This window comes from Azospira sp. I09 (genome assembly GCF_009177135.1).
Lineage (GTDB): Bacteria > Pseudomonadota > Gammaproteobacteria > Burkholderiales > Rhodocyclaceae > Azospira > Azospira oryzae.
The window spans coordinates 184,769-200,635 of the sequence record NZ_AP021845.1 but is presented as its reverse complement, the minus strand read 5'-3'; the positions used below and the strand labels follow the sequence as shown (position 1 = coordinate 200,635).

The following is a 15,867-nucleotide window of genomic DNA, read 5'->3' as shown; positions in this document are numbered from 1 at the left end:
TGGTTCTGCCTATTACGCGGGGATCGGGGCGGACTCTTCCGCGCAGGAGGCATCACTGAACTCTGCTGCGGCCGTGGAAAGACATTCATTGCCATCTTCCTGGCTGGTTGGCCAGATATCCACGATTGCGCCCTCATGCGTTCGCTTGATGAGCACCGACAAGTCGCCGCCTTCATCCGCTGGGAGGAGGGCCGGGACGGTGATCCAGAGCGAATCCATCGCCTTGGGGTCAGTGGCGATCAGGTTGTACTCAAAGCCCGGAAGCAGGGAGACTGCCTGACCAGGGAAGGCATCCCCTTCGATGTAGGTGTCGTTGCAGATCGCGTCGCCAATCTCGTCCTGTACCGCCTGCAGGAGCATCTGATCGCCGGCCCAGGCAAGGCGCCAGTCGATGATCCAACTGCGAGCATCAGCATCATCCGGATCGACCGGTTGGGCGGCGGTGCGCAGCATGTCGTTGAGGCCGTCGGCGATGCGTGAATCATCGTCTTCATCGACCAGAATTTGCAGGGTGACTATCTTTGCCATGAGAGCGTCCTTTACGGATAGGCGTAGGTGAGAACGGTGCAGGTAACGGGGGTGGTTCGCTCGACTTGGAGCGCCGATCCGTCAGGGAAGGTGAAGAGGTCCGTGCTGGCCACCGGATCGCTATCACTGTGCCCGCCGTGGTCATGGGCGATCTTGTGGGACAGGATCGGAGGATTACCGTCCAGCGCCATGACTGCTTGCTCGGCGGCGCAGGCTGGGCGATGAAGGGCCGCTGGGCACCCGACTCCCGGGAAATTCATGTTGCCGGCGCGGACGGCCGCGACTTCGGCGGCGTCGGCTGCCTTGTAATCGGGGTGGGCACGCTCGCGCGCCTTGCAAGGGCTGCAGATGGTTTCGGTGTTGAACTTCGACACGATGCTGGACACCTTGCTCAGATCAGCGCCACAACGCTCGCAGTGGGTCGGCCAGAGGCTCATGCAGCCTTCCTCCCATACTGATGGTTGAGAGTGCTGGCGATGGCGTCAGCAACCCCCTTGGATGGGCAATCCGCCAGGTTGTCGATGGAGTTGTCGGGCAGCACCCCGTAGATGCCCCAGGCGGATACGTTAGGATCGTCGTCGGTGGTGGTTTCGTGCGTCACGGCGGCGATCTCCGTCAGCGAGTCAGGCGGGATCGGCAGTCCGTTCTCGCAAAGGGCGACGACACCGAGAACGATGAAGCTCTGGTAGATGGTCAAAGGCATAGCGGCTCCCATCACAGCGCAGCCAACTGGATGATGAGGTCTGCCGCATCCGACACGCCCATATCCACGTGCTCGGCAACGGCCTTCTCGTTGGTGGCCAGTGCAATGGCCTTGTCAGGGACATTCATGCCGAGGCGCTTCATCTCGCTCAGTTCGCGCACCAGATGCGCGGAGAACTGCGCCGTGTCGTCGTCGCTGACGTCTTGCCAGCACCACGAAAAGGCACCCACCGGGTAGAGCTTCTGTCCGTCGATGAGCACGGCCTTGTAGGCGTCGGGACGCTCGCCGCTCTCGATGCCGAATTCGTGGAACAGGAAAGCATCCTGCTCGGCGTCATAGACGATCTGGCCGCAGAAGTCGGTATGGTTGTTGAGGACCATCAGCCGCTGCGCCTCCTCGAAGGAGAACAGCGGGCAGGCAAAGCCATTCCAGTGCTGGTCCTGGGTGACACCATGGAAATAGCTTTCGATGGCGTCGATCTGGAAAACTGCGGGGCGTTGCGGCATGGGTTACTCCTGTAGTGCGATGGAGTCCATGCTACGCAGGCGGTACCGGCGTTTCTGGAATTTCTAGGGAAACGCGAACCGGCAGATTCCCGGTCCGGGAAGGACTAGATGGTCGGCTGAATGAGGCTGACCACAGCGGTCACGATCAGCGTGGCGAAGAGTTGATTGAGGGCGCGAGCCTTCAGGTTGGCGTGCCATTCCAGTCCAGCAGTGACAGCCGAAACGGCGATGCACAGGCCAAGCACTGGCAGCGCCGATTCGTGGCCAAAGAGTTGCAGGCCGAGGGCGGCTACGCCCAGGACCCCGCTGATGACGACGCCGGCCGCCAGGGCCGGGGATGAGGCGTAGATCTTGCCGGCGATGCGCGCATCCGCTGATTCGTCGAAGGGCTTGAGTTGAAGCAAGCCAGGCAGGTGGATTTTCATGGTTGCCAGATCTTCTGGATGGGCTAATGCCCCGGTGAAAACAGCATCTCGATGTCGTCGAAGTTGAGGCCGCCGGAGTGGGCTGCAGCATCACCGTCCATCACGGCGGCGATCATTTCTCCCTTTCGCTCGCCGATCTTGATGACGCCTTCTTCAAGCGATCCCTTGATGACAAGGAAGTAGGCGGTAACCGTCTTGTCTCGATCGTCACGGGTGAGGCGGGCAATCGCCTGGTCGATCTTCTTCGGGTTCCACCAGGGGGCAAAGATAATGATCGCGTCCCCTTCGGGAATATCCAGGCCGACACCGCCAACGCCAAGGGTCATGAGGAGCACGTCGCTCTTCCCCTCGCGGAAATCGGCCACATTCACGCCCCGCTGCTTGAGGGACATGTTGCCCAGGAGCATGCGGTGGTTGATGCCGGAGTTGTTCAATCTATCTGCGATCAGGCCAAGCATTTCGGCCCATTCGCTGGTGATGACGACTTTCTTGTTTTCGGCCAGCAGCTCCTCGAGGACCTGCATCAGGTATTCGAGCTTGGCCGACTCGGCGTTCTTGGGAACCTGGTCCGACTTGACCAGGGCCGGGTGGCAGCAGATCTGCCGGAGGCGGGTGATAGCAGCCAGGATCGAGATTTGGTTCTTGGCCAGGCCGGTCTCCGCAATCATGTCGCGGATTTCCTTGTCCAGCGTGGCTCGGGTGGCCTCGTAGAACTTGCTCTGCTCGTCGCCCATGTTGATGTACCGATACACGGTATTGACGGGCGGAAGGGCGTTTCCAACGTCCTTGTTGCTCCGGTGCAGGTGATAGGGGGCGGTCAACATGCCCACCATGCGCAATCGCTCGGTGGCGAAGAGCTCGCCTTGTCGAACCTGCTTGACGAAGTTACGCCGGAACCAGGCGTTGTCGCGGAGAAGGCCGGGAGCAACGATGTCCGCAACGGACCACATTTCCTCGATGTGGTTCTGAAGGATGGTCCCGGAGATGACAACCTTCTGTGCGGCCTTCAACTGCTTGCAGGCCCGGGTCTTCTGGGCCTTGTGATTTCGTAGGTCGTGCCCCTCGTCCATCGCTACGATGTGCCAGTCGTGCTGGAGAAACAGTTCGATGTCGCCGGAAAGGGTGCCATAGGTCGTAACAATGGCATCGCTCTCCTCGCGCATGGTGCCAAGCTCGGCCCGTCCGGTTCCGTGATAGACGCCGATCTTCATCGTTGGGTAGAACTTCTGTCCCTCGTCGACCCACTTGCTGATGAGAGTGGGGGGAACCACGATCAGCGAGTTAGGGGCATCCGGAGTATCGGAACACTCTGCCCAGATGTGCGAAAGCGTCTGGACGGTCTTCCCGATGGCCATCTCGTCCCCAAGGATCGCGCCCACACCGACCTTTAGCCGGGAGCGAAGCCAGGATACCCCGTATCCCTGGTAGGGGCGGAGTGGCAGAACAGCGTCCTTGAGCAGACCATCAGCGATGGGCGCTGGCGGCGAAAGGAGCGCCTTGTGGAATGCCTTGATGTCCTCGGCGCCGTTGATGATGATCCCAGCACCATCCCCGATATGGTCGAGCAAGGCGACATCAAAGCGGCTCATGCGGAGAGGCTTTGATGCGCCGCCCTGGTCGTTGATGTCGAGCAGCAGCCGGGCCAGGCGTTGAACCTGGTTCATCGGGATGCGAATGAAGTTCCCGTTTGGAAGTCGGGAATACCAGGACCGATCTGTCTCCGTCCCTAGCTTGACCTGTTCGACAAACTTCGGGTTCTGCAGCAGCTGGCGAAGAACTTCGACCAGATTGACCTTGTGCTCACCGATGGTCACTTCCAGACGGACGTTGTACCACCCATTCTCCTCCGTTTCTTCTACCGTCATGGCCCAGTCTTGATTGGGCAACACGCGAAGGTTGAAGTCGTTGGCGTAGGTGACGTTCCAGCCTGCTTCAATCAGGGCGGGAACATATTCGTCCTGGAATTCGATGGCCGCCAGAAGGTAGTCTTCATCGTCGTCGTAGTCTGCGGCGATGATGTAGGTCGAGCTGTCTTCTCGCGAGAGAACCGGCGTTTCGGCAAGGGTGCCAATCATCTGGTGCTCGTAGGCAACATCCCTTTCGATCCGATAGCGTTTGGCGCCTTCCGTCTTGACGATCTCGGTACCGGAGAACGGTACCATCCGATGGCCTGGGTACTGGAACCACACCTTGACGAAAACTTTCCGTTCCCAGTGTGTCTCCGAGTTGTTCATTTCCAGGCAGGCGACAGGCGTGACGCGGCCTTGGTCAATCACCTCGATCGTGGGCAGCGCGGGGAGGGCAGAGGACGCACCGAGGGAATCGACAACCTTCTGAAGCTCCTCGATGTCCTTGTAGACGATTTCGGTGTTTGCTTCAGCCGCAGCCAATGCGAGCGCAGGGAGTTCGTTGGTGACACGCCCGATGGTTACGGTGTTGGGGTCGATGTACCAGGGTGGATTGCTCGGAAGCAGAAAAGCGCGCTCGCCATCGGGGAAGGTGCATGCCAGGCGCCAATGGTCTTCGCCGTTCGGAAGCCAAGCAAAATTCAGAGTCGCATCCTTGCCGCGAGTCAGAAAGGTATCCGGCCGAAGGGTGGAATACGCCCGTCCCGTATCGACAAGCGAGGCAATGAATTGCTCGCTACCAATCAGTCCTTTGACATTGAGTTCGCTACCGCTGGGGAGGTCGTTGCCATTGACGAAAAGTTCGCGAATGATTCGCTTGTCCTCGTCGTTGAAGAACGTTTCCATTGGAGCGCGGTGATATCCCATCCCATAGGACCGGCTAGGGGTGCTAACGGCTGCTGACCAAGAACCGTCAATCCGTTTTGTCTTCGAGAGCCCGCCCTTTTTCAGGTAGGCCGAACTGCCCAGTGAGACGTGGTGCCCGGAGAAACAATAGATTGTCGCTCGGGTAGGGGCATTCGTCTGATTGGCGGGGGTTCGTAGCTTCGCCAATTGGGCCGCCGGCGCCGACATTTGTCGCGCCAGGTTGATGAGTTGCTGGGCACCCGTCGAGAAGGCATGCGAGGGCGTTATTGCTCCGCGCACTGAATGAGTTGGTGTCTTTATCAGCTCAATGAGTGCTGCCGCCGCATGCGGGCACTTGGATGCTCCACAGGAGCAGGCGCCGAATATTTGGTAAGGAGGTCGAGTATATTTGTCGTACTTAATCCGGAATTGGGCACGAACCGGACGAAAACTTCTTGGGTCGCGAATATCCGCCGTAAACAGCCCAGACTGATCCTGGTTGATGTTGAGGAACATGACATCTTCCCAAACACCATATGCGCGATTGAGTTCAGTCTTGTTGAGGCATTCTAAAACCTTGAGGAAATCAGGATTATTAGAGGCAAGGGAAATATTCGGTGTCATATAACAGCGGAAATCTGGACAACAAAATTGTAATCCGGTAGTCCTTTTTGACCAAAGGGTTATCGGCGATCTGATTACTGGCCCTGATGATTTGCGAAATCGATCAGAGGCCCGAGGTCGCGGCGATCCGCGAGATCGAATTCCGAGAAGAAGACGCGCCGGTCAGTAGCATGGCCATGCGCCTCCAAATACGCCGTCAGTTGCGGATCGGCAGAAGTCCCGATGAAGCGCCAACCGCATTCGTAGTCGTGCCAGCCCTTGATCGGGGTAACGGTTGCCGTCCGCTGGGGATAGGCTTCATTGTTGAAGCTGCCGTCGGAGATGGCGGTTCCGCCAGCAGGGTTGTTGAAGCAAAATTCGGTGACCGTAATTTCCATGGTCAATCTCCTGTAGCGGCGACGAACTTCCCCACAATGACGACCGTTTTGGCCGCATGAACAGGGTGTTTCGTCTCCCGATTGATGAAGGTGGGGGTGTAGTAGGGCTGGTAAGTCGTGTCCCTTCCTCCTGCTGCCAGAATGGCGCGGTGCTTAGCGGTCAGGCACGGGGCCGGAGTCGCCTCCATACTTGCCTCGACGACACGACCCCGGACTGTGGCGTGGACATTCTTGCAGCGGTCACGGATAACCCGCTGGCGCCCGGCTTCGGAAACACGGAAGGAACAATCTTCCAACTGGATGGCGCTTACATGGCCGACGACACGCCCCTTATCCGGCCCCTCGGCCGCGCGGACAGACAAGAACCCGGTCTTATGAAGGTTGAGATACACGTCACAGAGCAGGCCATTGGTAATCGACATGATCTAATCCTTGCCCTGGGCCAGAGTACGCAGTGATTCCTCAAGGATGTGCCGAGCCCGGGCAAGAAGGATCGGATCGGCTCGCACCAGTACGTCGAGCAGGGCTTCCTTCTCGCTGAGATAGACCCTCGCAAACTTGTGGTCGTGAGCCATGATGCTCAGGCTGTTGTCGATCAAATCGGCAACCTTGATCGTTTGTGCTTGCGCTGGCGCTTGGGCGCTGTGTTCCCTATCGATTGCCTTCCGGGCAGCACGGTTGCCATCTTCCGGCTGCGATACGTCGGTCAGCCAGCCGACCAGCTCGGCGACCTCGGCACCAAACTCCTCTTCAATCTCCTCGATTGTGGTTTGGGTGTCCTCCACCGTGTCGTGAAGGTAGGATGCCGCGACCATCACCGGGATATGGGCGACCGAACGCACGATTTCCGCTACCGCCTCGGGATGGACGATATAGGCGTCGCCGGTGTACTTGCGTTTGTGATCGATCGCCGCATGGGCTTTATCGGCAAAGTCATGGGCACGCTGTTCGAGGTCGTTCATGGTCGGCTTGAGCATTGATAGGCAATGACGACAGCGTACCCCATTGCCTATGCCGTTTCTGGGATGGTTGCCGTGTCAGAAACGGACCGGCAGCACTGCCCAGGGGAAGAGGGAATCGCCCCTGCGGCAGTCACAGTTCTACCAGTTCGTCCTGCAACGGAAAGTAGATGGCCGTCCGTAAGGAATGCGCATCCGATGGAAACAGGTTCGCATAGCGTTGCAGTTGGGGGCGGAAAGATTCGGCGCGCGTGGCAAGAGCTTCCCGGCCAACTCCATTGGCGATCCGGACAGTCTTGTAATCAATGATCCACCGCTGATTCGCGAAAACGAATGTACGGTCGATCACGTGATTAGACGTGCCCTTCTGGCCCAGGCTAGACCACGCCTCCTCGGCGGCGCTTTGCGGGTGATCTGCGAGTAGCCACTGACCGACTTCGCTGTTCAGCGTCCGTATGATTGCTTCTGCTGCTTCCTCCGCGCCGGCAATAGCGTCCCGCGCATGCCCTTGCCGAGCAAGCCAGCGCTGCCAGGCAGGTTGCAGAGCTTGTACGCGACCGATAGACCAGTTCGCCATCCCCTCGACAACAATCTGCTGCAATACCCGGTGCACCAGTGTGCCCACAGATGCCTCCAGGCGTTGTGCGCCCTCCAGTGCTTCCAGAGGGAGCGGAGGATTGTCGTTGTCGATTGCCAAGTCCTGACCTTGCAGCAACGCGGGCGTTGTGGGCTGGCGAAGCCGGATCAACGGCGGAACGAATGCGGCGGAGGAATTCACCGGCAACTGGGAGGCGTCGACCGACAAATCGAGCGCAGCAGCTGCGAACACGGGTTGCGCAACTTCGTTCCAGATCAGGGCGAGCAAACTCCCGGAGGCCGGGGTGCTCAATCCGTCAAACTTGGTGAGGTCAGACTTGGCGACCCCAACCAGGTGGAGTTGGCGGATTGCCCGTGTCGCGGCAACGTACAAAAGGCGCTCGTCTTCATGCGCAGCGCGTTCATTTTCAAGACGACGCAAGGTGTCATAGGGGATCGGGTCTTTGCCGGTGCCTTTGCGGCGCATCGGGGCAACAAGCAGATTGGAGCGACCATGAGGGCCTGCAACTTCATCCCACAGCAGGAGAGAACTGTCATTCCCTCCCGTTTCGTGGTCCAACCCGAGGACAATTACCGTGTCGAATTCCAGCCCCTTGGACTTGTGGATGGTCATCATCTGTACCGCGTCCCCCAAGGGATCGGCAGGCGCAAACAGCTTCGCGGCGCGATCAGCCAGTTCGTCGGCGTCCAGTTGATGCTCGAAGGTCAGGCTATCCATCAGATCAAGGAACGCAGTGACATCGGCCATGGCGGACGGCATATCGAGACAACGGGGGCCATCCAGCATCAGCCAAACTCCCTCAAGCCAACGGCGGGGAGATTGACGGTCACGATTGGCAAAAGCCTGCTGAAACACTGACCGAACGTGCAACAGTCGCATCTGGCCGTCTTGTGAGAGTCGCTGGACGCGATCCTCCTGGTTCATGAGTTGCCAGATCGTCCGGGCATGGTCGTCGCCGGCGAGGGCATGCAGATCGGCCAGCGTCAGACCACACCAAGGGGCGCGCAGCGCGGCAAGCCAGTGCACCCGGTCAGCACGATGACAGAGGGCGCGATACAGGGTGAGAAGGTCCTGGACGTGTTGCCGCCCATCCAAGCCCTCGATATCGACCGCCTGGAAGCGCAGGGAGGGGCTTCTGTGCCGGATTTCTGCAACAAGCGCATCGAGATGCTTCCGGGCACGAACTAGAACCGCGATTTTCTCCGTCGGCGCTTGCTGACGTGCGTTGATAATCAGATCGAGAACACAGGCGGCTTCAGCGCCAGCGGAATCTGACCCTGGGCGTTCGATCACTGCATGCACCGTTACCCCGGCGTCGGCTCGCGCCGGCTTGGTTGCAACCGATTCAGAGTAGCGCACAGCGCCGGCCTCTGGGCTGTCTTCGGCCGGGAAAACCGTCGGGAACGTGTTGTTTACCCAGTCAACAATCGCAGGGAAAGAGCGGTTGTTGCGGCAAAGGCGCAGGTGCTGGAGGCTAATGTCGCCAATCCCAAAATCGCGAACGCGCAGGAACAGCCCGACATCCGCCTTGCGGAAGCGGTAGATCGACTGCATAGGGTCGCCGACAACGAAGAGGGTTCGACCGTCGCCCGGCACCCAGCCTCGCGTTAGCTTTTCCAGAAGCGCCACCTGGCTTGGGCTCGTGTCCTGAAACTCATCCACCAGCAGATGTTGAATCCGGTAGTCCAGCGCTTGCGCCAGATCGGTAGGAGCCTCTTCGTCCCCGAGAGCCATTCCGGCGCGGCCGGCGATTTCGATGAAGTCGACTTCACCAACGTCCTGGAAAACGAGCCATAGCTGCCCCGCAGCCAAACGAAGCAATCGGGAGAAGCATTCGACCGTCGCCCAGTCCGCGCGATCAAATTGCGGCTCAGGCAAGGAAGGGACAACAGAAAGGGCGTCAGCCAGGCCGGGAAGCCCGGAAAGGCTGCGCAGCAATTCAAGCATGGCCTGCTTCTGGTCGGCATTGTCCGCACCGGCGGGAAAGCCTGAGCGTTTGTCGACGGTCTTTCGGATCGTGCCGGAGCTGGTGAGCAGGAATTCGGCCAGAGCCTGCCAACCGGGGAGGTCGTCGATGGAGGCGTCAAACGGGACAGTCCAATTGCTCAACGCGTCAAAGCAGCCCGGAGCGTTGGCAGCGGCAAAGCGAGCAAGGGGCATGATCTCGGCTTGCAGTGCGGCGTCCAGCAAGTCGGCCACGCGCACCAGATCACGTTCGATCAAGGCAGCAAAGCCGGCCTCGACTTCGGGACGTAAAGCACCGCTCTCGATGCGAGATGCATGATGAACCCATTGGTCACGGCGGCCAAGCATGGACACCAGCAGGGATTCCAGGCGGCCAGCATGGTTGTCCATGAAAGACAGCGCCTGTGCCACCACGTCGGCGTCAGCGGTCCCATCATCCACCATTTCCAGCGTGCGCTGGGCGGCGGTGGCGTAGTGGATGTCGGGTTCCGCGCACACGGGGGGCTGACAACCAAAACGACTGAGATAGGGCATTTGCCGGGCAAGGTTCGCACACAGGGCATCCAGCGTGGTGATACGCAAGCGGCCAGGGTGCCCCAGCAAATTCCAGTGACGGGCGGCATCACGCTTCAGAACGTCTTGAGCGAGATCGAAGGTTTTGCGCTTGTGCGGCTCGGACGGAACAATCCCGGCAGCCGAGCGTTCAAGGCTCCCAAGGATGCGGTCTCGCATCTCCGTGGAAGCCTTGTTGGTGAACGTCAGGGCCATGACTTCTTCCGGGTTTTCAACAACAGCCAGCAGTCGCAGAAAGCGCTGGGTCAGCAGTTCCGTTTTCCCGGCCCCGGCTGGCGCCTCAACGATGAATGAGTTGATTTCAAGCGCCTGTTGCCGCGCTTCTGCATCCTGAATCAAAGGAGTAGTCATGTGATCCCCGGCCATGCCATAAGAGTTGGTATGGGCCTATTTTGCCAATGTGGGTATGCTGTTTTTGGAATTTCAGGGGGCGGGATTTCCGCTCTGAGCAAGCAACCGGCGATACTCCGGCAGGCGCAGCAGAGGGAGAACTTCGCAATACTGGAGTTCCTTTTCGTCAGAAAAGAGCACAGGCGCATGACCGACCTTGATTTCCTGCGCGATGGCTTGCAGGCGCGTTTCCCAGTGCTGAATCACGCTGGTCCACGAGGGATACGCTGCTGGCGGGAAAAGCTTTTGTTTGTCGTCGCCGATTCCAGGCACGCCCGGTAGCATGTCCGAGTCCTTGGCCACGCCGACAAATGCCGGCTTGTCGAGTTGCACCTTGGCAAACGCAATTGCGGAGACATCCTCACCGGCCAGGGCCGCATAAATGGGCACCTGGGGCTCCGTGATCCGTTGGGACGCCCAGTTCTTGATGTCGATGCTCGCGCCGGTCTTGTAGTCGATGACGATACGGCGGCCGTCGTCCAGTTCATCAATCCGGTCGATGACCACATTGACGGCAATATCAGCGACCCTGATGACGCGCTGCTCTTCCTTGGCGACGACCGTGAACGGAACGGTACGTTTGGCTTCGATGTCCAGCCAGAGCCCAAGAATGCGCTCAAGACGCTTGGCTTCAATCTCGCGAATCCGAGGGGAAAAGGTCTGATGCGACTTTTTCTCGAACTGCGCGATGCCGGCGATAGCCGCGCGGGAAATCGCGGCGGCACGCTCATCGCCGCTCAGCGACTGAAGTGCATTGGAACCCGTTACTTCGGTCCAAAATGCTTCGAGGGTTGCGTGCACCAAGGTGCCGCGATCAGCAGGGTTGAAGCCCTCAACCGGAGCCTTGAGCGCTTGCGCGCCCAAACGGTACTGGTAGAAGGCCCAGGCCGGGCAAATCGCCTGCGCCCGGAGCAGCGAACTCCCGCCGCCTACAACCTCCCCAGCAGCGACAGGGGGCGCAACAGTGTCGTCGACCGCTTCGCAAGCCCCGGAATGGGCATTGGCCAACTGAGAGGCAAGCGTGAGCGGGTAGGAATAATGGGAAACGACCTGAGCTATTCCCTCAAGCAGTGGGCTTGGCCGACGAATCCTGTTTCCATCGGCCAGAGCATAGGAAAAGGTGATTTCAGGCGCAGCAAACAGCAGCCGAGAATGGACGCGCTGGGCGAATTCAAATTCGACCTCAGCACTGGATCGCGCGCTTCCTGCTTCGCGTTGCACGGTTGCCGGCAGCAAAGGATTGGGGCGGGGGGCGGGGGGCCAGGTGTCATCGTTCATTCCCATCACCCACAGAGCGTCGAAAGCAAGGCCGGCGCTTTCCAGAACCCCCAACACCTGGATGGTTGGGGTGCCGCGCGTTTCCGGCTGGAAGATCCGCTGCCTGCAAATCTGGTTGAGGCGTCGAACAGCATCGGTTGCGCCAATCGGGCCGAGCAGCGCATCAAGAGCCGCAAGGCCGTCCAGAACCTCTGCGAATGCAGCGCGTGCCTGAAACTCGGAACTGGACAGGGAGCGTTCCCCCGGCCACCCGGCGGCCCCAAGGCAGGCGCGGAAATGGTCAGCCCATTCACTGGCATGACGGCGGTTCGGCCCGCTGGATGCCAGGTCAAGCAAGCGGCGCAAGGCATCAACCGTAAGGGGGCACAGTTCGCGGCCTTGCTGAGCCAGCCGCTCGGCCAATCGCAATAGCGCATGCCCGGAGGTAAAACACGGAAGCTCCTGACGCATCGCTGCATCAAGTCGAGCACGCTCATCAGCCTCGCTGTCCGCTGCGGACCAGCTTCCGGCGAGAAGGATGCCAGAAAGGCGCGTTTGTTCGATCACTCCGCGTGACGTTGCCACCGACAAAAGATCGAGGGCGACACGGACAAGGGGCTGCTCGGCCAGGTTGTAGCCCAGCGAAAAATTGAACGGGCGAGCCCGGTCACCAGAGCCGGGCCGCAAGGTCTCAGGCACCAAGGCGTCATCGAGGAGGTGGTGGAGTTTTTCGCGGACGCTGGCGAGATCGGGCGCGACAATACCAATGCTGCGCCCCGTTCCCTTTTCCATCTGCTCAATGGCCCAGGCGACAACAGTGGCGCACTCGGCATTGCTATCCGCAAGGGCAATGGCGCTGGTATGCCCGGATTCCGCCGAGACAGCATCATCGTGCAGCACACGCTTTCCAACCGAGGAAGGGGAGCAAAACTCCACAACCGCGCCGCGCGCCTTCAGCGCCGCAAAAAGACGGTTCTCCAGTGGCGTAGTGCGGTCAAATCCGACAACCTTCAGTCGCTCGGGAATCGAGAAGAACCCTTTTTCGAGCAGGCAAATGACGCGCTCGTTCCAGCCTCCGAGATCAAGGGAATCAATCTCCTTGCAGCGATCAAGAAAGGCATCTCGCCAGCGCAGGAACAAGCCACCTTCGCTTGAAACTTCTGCCCCGGAATCCGGGAGCATCCAGTTGCGTTGCAGGGCCAGTGCTTCCGCCGCCGCACTGGCCATACCTCCCAAGTCGAACAGTTGAGCCGCATCGCTAAGTGAGCTGGCAATCACCTGCTCCCAAAGCAACCCCTCGGAGAAGGTATCCAGAGGATTCGGCAGATCGTCGAGGCCGGCAATCAGCGCCTCATTACCCAGATCGGCTAACCACTGCCCGAGAGTGAGTGTTCGAGGCGTGCGCCACACCCGGCATTCATCGCTCGGCGGGATGGCCCGCAGGGTTTGAGCCAGGCGGCTGGTTGCACAGAGATAAAGGGTGCTGTCGGACAGGGACTGTACGGCAGCGTGATCAATATGGGATTGGTGCGCTGACATGGGATTGCCTTGGAAAGGATATGAATCAAGGCTACAGAAATGAAGGGGGGCTTTCTTGAAAAGCTCGAATAAGCAATCCGTCCCGATTCGATGATTGCAGGCGCATTACAAACGGACCGGCAGCTGCCGCAAAAGCGTGGTGGTCAGCGAGAAGAATTCCGATTCCAACCGGGCGGCGTGCGCCTGCATCCACTCGTTAGCATCCTTTGAGGACAGCATCTCCTCGATCTCGTCCAGGGTCTTGCTATCGGCGGCCACGATGGACAAGTTGTGGTTGATGGGGAGCACTCCTTGCGGGACACGCACCGGGCGCAGAGTGCGCGCAATACGCGGTACCAGCAGGATCGGCTCGCTGAGGGATCGCCGATGCCAGCTTTCGGGTGGCATCCACGGGATCTTGCGCAACCCTCGCTTGGCCATGCGGTGCATGTTCGCCTTCAGGTGGGCAAGGATCGCCGGCGGGGGAGGCGTATCCGGGTTGGTTCGGATCGCATATCGCTTCGGAGGCTGAAGCTGTCCATCACGGATGTCGTCGGTGTCGATTGCCGGCACCAGGAACTCGGCGGGAAGGGTTGCGGCGGTGGCCTCGTCCACCACGAAGATGCCATTGGTGCCGAGCCAGGGGGCAAGCGTCACGCTGGCGATGTCGCCCAGGGTAGGCCCCTTGTGCTGGTTGGGATGTTCCAGCCGGTCGGGGAACACTGGCGCGGCACTCAGGGGAATGGATGCCGGGGACGGCGGGCGCAAGACCACAGCTACCGGGTGAATTCGCGGGGGCGTGCCGGCCCGACGGTCCTTGGGCCGGTAGAAGGTCGTCGAAGGGTCAAGCCGGCGCAGGTGATCGATCGCCAGACGCTTGCCGATGGCCTCGCGGAGCTTTGAGGCACCCAGGTTGAACAGCCAGCGATCAGCGGTGACAAGGGCCACCTCGCCGTCAGGCAGCAGGGCGGAGGCGCAGCGGTCAAGGAAACTGTGCAACAGGTCGGCGACAGCGTGTTGCGGGAGGGCGGCTGCGTATTCTTCACGCAGCAGGGCCGGTACGTTGGCCCAGCGAAGGTAGGGCGGATTGCCCGCGATGACGTGGCAGTAGGGGGTGGTCGGCCCCTGGGTCAGAAAGTCGGCGTGGCGCACCAGGCGTGTGGCGATCGCGGCCGCCATGGTCGCACACCAGCCATGCTCCTCCAGTATCTCGGCAACCCGCTCGCGGGAGTGCTGCGCTGCGCCCGGGTGCAGCTCCCAGCCTTGCAGCACGTCCACGAGGGTGTCGCCATCGATGTCGGGTTCTTCCCGCAGCAGGCGGACGAGGGCTCGCCCAAGAAATACCCCGTCCCCGCAGGACGGATCGACGAGGCGGCGCTTGCCGCGGGGCCAATCAACCGCGTCGAGGAGGTCGTCGACCACCGGTTCGCGGGTATAGATCGCCGTGGCGGCATGCAGGGTGTGGATGGCTTGGTCGCGCGGCGAAAGGGTGAAGAGGTCTCGGTTCATGGGGATGCCTTGTTGAGCTGCGGAGCCGCCTGGACGGCTCCGGGAAACAGGTAGAGCGGTCAGCGGACTCGGGAGACGCTATGGCAGGGGCCGTAGTCCGGACTTTCCCAGGTCTCGCCGACGGCAAGGTTGCGGATGTCGGCGATATCCTCGTCCGAATAGCCGAGGGCTTCGCAGAACATCGCGGGGCCGATGATCAGGCGCGAGTCCTTGCTGGTGGGGGAATGGAAGGCGCTGACGTCCCAGAACCCTAGATAGAGCGGGATGACGGGGCCGCTTTGGTCGAGGCCAAGTTTTTTCACCGCATCGACGGCCGCTTCGTCGGCCGAGTCGAAGCTATGGTCGCAGGCATCGCCGGCGGGGCCGATCCAGTCCCACATGCCTTCGATTTCCGGCTCCACAGCTTCCGTCAGCCGAACCCCATGCTCGCCGCACTTCAGGTGAGCCCAGAGGCCGTGCCGGTGACGGCGGAGCCAGGCCAGCGCATCCTTGGGATTGACCGTGCACTCGAACCCGACTTCGGTTTTCAGCGCGTTCTTGGCGCTCAGGTAGTCGAATAACGAGGACACCGGAGATGCGCCATCAAAGTGACGTGCGACGGAATCCGCAACGTCGCTACGGCCCCACTCGTCGGACGCCAGCACGATGATGTCCACGTCCTGGGCGGCGACGAACCAATCGTTGGCGAAGAACTGACGCTCGATCACACGATCGTCGCTGTGCGCCTCGGCGCGGATCAACTCGTACTTGATCGCCAGCTCGTCAGCCGAGAGGCTGTGAATGTCCTCCAGGGACACCTGCTGGGGCCACGACGAATAAGGGCAGGTCAGGTCATTGCACAGCTGGCCATTCAGCGACGTACCGCACTTGGCGCAAATCATCGGGACGGCAGGTGCCGGAGATGCATCGGCGTAGCGAGCGATCAGGTCTTCAAAGGACAGGTCTTCGCGCACCGCGTTGACCGAGTAGCCTAGGGCCGTCGAGAGATTGTCGGCGGCGGTTTGGACCATCACACCGGAATCGTCGGCGGTGTCGCCGTGGATGATGAGGTGATTGCGGACCACCAGGGCAATGAGGCCGCCCGGGGTGGTGATGAGTTGCAGTGACATGTGGTGCCCTCCTGAGTGATATGCACCCAGGTTACCGATCCACGTTCCCACATTCTGAGAAAAGTAGAACGAA

General features: G+C 60.4%; 13 protein-coding genes. All 13 read right to left on the bottom strand.

The genetic code is table 11. The features are described 5' to 3' along the window. Window positions 1-12: 12 nt before the first annotated feature. The 13 genes from AZSP09_RS18800 to AZSP09_RS18740 all read right to left on the bottom strand — a co-directional run bounded on the left by AZSP09_RS18800 (window position 13) and on the right by AZSP09_RS18740 (window position 15,794). Complete coding sequence (locus AZSP09_RS18800; protein WP_152091151.1) at window positions 13-528, bottom strand: hypothetical protein; 516 nt, start codon at window positions 526-528, stop codon at window positions 13-15. Window positions 529-539: 11 nt separating this feature from the next. Beyond that, the gene (locus AZSP09_RS18795; RefSeq protein WP_152091150.1) at window positions 540-965 is read right to left on the bottom strand and encodes a hypothetical protein; all 426 of its coding nucleotides are present in this window, start codon (window positions 963-965) and stop codon (window positions 540-542) included. Further along, window positions 962-1,231: a hypothetical protein gene (locus tag AZSP09_RS18790; RefSeq protein ID WP_152091149.1), complete on the bottom strand. Its 270-nt coding sequence runs from the start codon at window positions 1,229-1,231 to the stop codon at window positions 962-964. The genes AZSP09_RS18795 and AZSP09_RS18790 overlap by 4 nt, the downstream gene beginning before the upstream one ends. Window positions 1,232-1,242: 11 nt before the next feature. Next, window positions 1,243-1,737, bottom strand: coding sequence for a hypothetical protein (locus AZSP09_RS18785; RefSeq protein ID WP_152091148.1), 495 nt, complete (start codon window positions 1,735-1,737; stop codon window positions 1,243-1,245). Window positions 1,738-1,841: 104 nt separating this feature from the next. Beyond that, the gene (locus tag AZSP09_RS18780) at window positions 1,842-2,162 is read right to left on the bottom strand and encodes a hypothetical protein (RefSeq protein ID WP_152091147.1); all 321 of its coding nucleotides are present in this window, start codon (window positions 2,160-2,162) and stop codon (window positions 1,842-1,844) included. Between the two features lie 23 nt (window positions 2,163-2,185). Continuing rightward, window positions 2,186-5,431 carry a DEAD/DEAH box helicase gene (locus AZSP09_RS18775; protein ID WP_172974838.1) on the bottom strand — a complete coding sequence of 1,082 codons (3,246 nt, stop codon included), beginning with the start codon at window positions 5,429-5,431 and terminating at the stop codon, window positions 2,186-2,188. A gap of 182 nt (window positions 5,432-5,613) precedes the next feature. Beyond that, complete coding sequence (locus tag AZSP09_RS18770) at window positions 5,614-5,916, bottom strand: hypothetical protein (RefSeq protein WP_152091145.1); 303 nt, start codon at window positions 5,914-5,916, stop codon at window positions 5,614-5,616. Between the two features lie 2 nt (window positions 5,917-5,918). Then, window positions 5,919-6,338 carry a hypothetical protein gene (locus AZSP09_RS18765; RefSeq protein ID WP_152091144.1) on the bottom strand — a complete coding sequence of 140 codons (420 nt, stop codon included), beginning with the start codon at window positions 6,336-6,338 and terminating at the stop codon, window positions 5,919-5,921. 3 nt (window positions 6,339-6,341) lie between these two features. Continuing rightward, window positions 6,342-6,878: an HD domain-containing protein gene (locus tag AZSP09_RS18760; protein WP_152091143.1), complete on the bottom strand. Its 537-nt coding sequence runs from the start codon at window positions 6,876-6,878 to the stop codon at window positions 6,342-6,344. Window positions 6,879-7,008: 130 nt separating this feature from the next. After that, complete coding sequence (locus AZSP09_RS18755) at window positions 7,009-10,362, bottom strand: UvrD-helicase domain-containing protein (protein WP_172974837.1); 3,354 nt, start codon at window positions 10,360-10,362, stop codon at window positions 7,009-7,011. A gap of 72 nt (window positions 10,363-10,434) precedes the next feature. Further along, window positions 10,435-13,197, bottom strand: coding sequence for a PD-(D/E)XK nuclease family protein (locus tag AZSP09_RS18750; RefSeq protein ID WP_152091141.1), 2,763 nt, complete (start codon window positions 13,195-13,197; stop codon window positions 10,435-10,437). Between the two features lie 105 nt (window positions 13,198-13,302). Continuing rightward, a complete protein-coding gene (locus AZSP09_RS18745; protein WP_152091140.1) occupies window positions 13,303-14,685 on the bottom strand; it encodes an Eco57I restriction-modification methylase domain-containing protein in 1,383 nt (460 codons plus the stop codon). 59 nt (window positions 14,686-14,744) lie between these two features. Beyond that, window positions 14,745-15,794: a hypothetical protein gene (locus AZSP09_RS18740; RefSeq protein WP_152091139.1), complete on the bottom strand. Its 1,050-nt coding sequence runs from the start codon at window positions 15,792-15,794 to the stop codon at window positions 14,745-14,747. Between the last annotated feature and the right edge of the window lie 73 nt (window positions 15,795-15,867).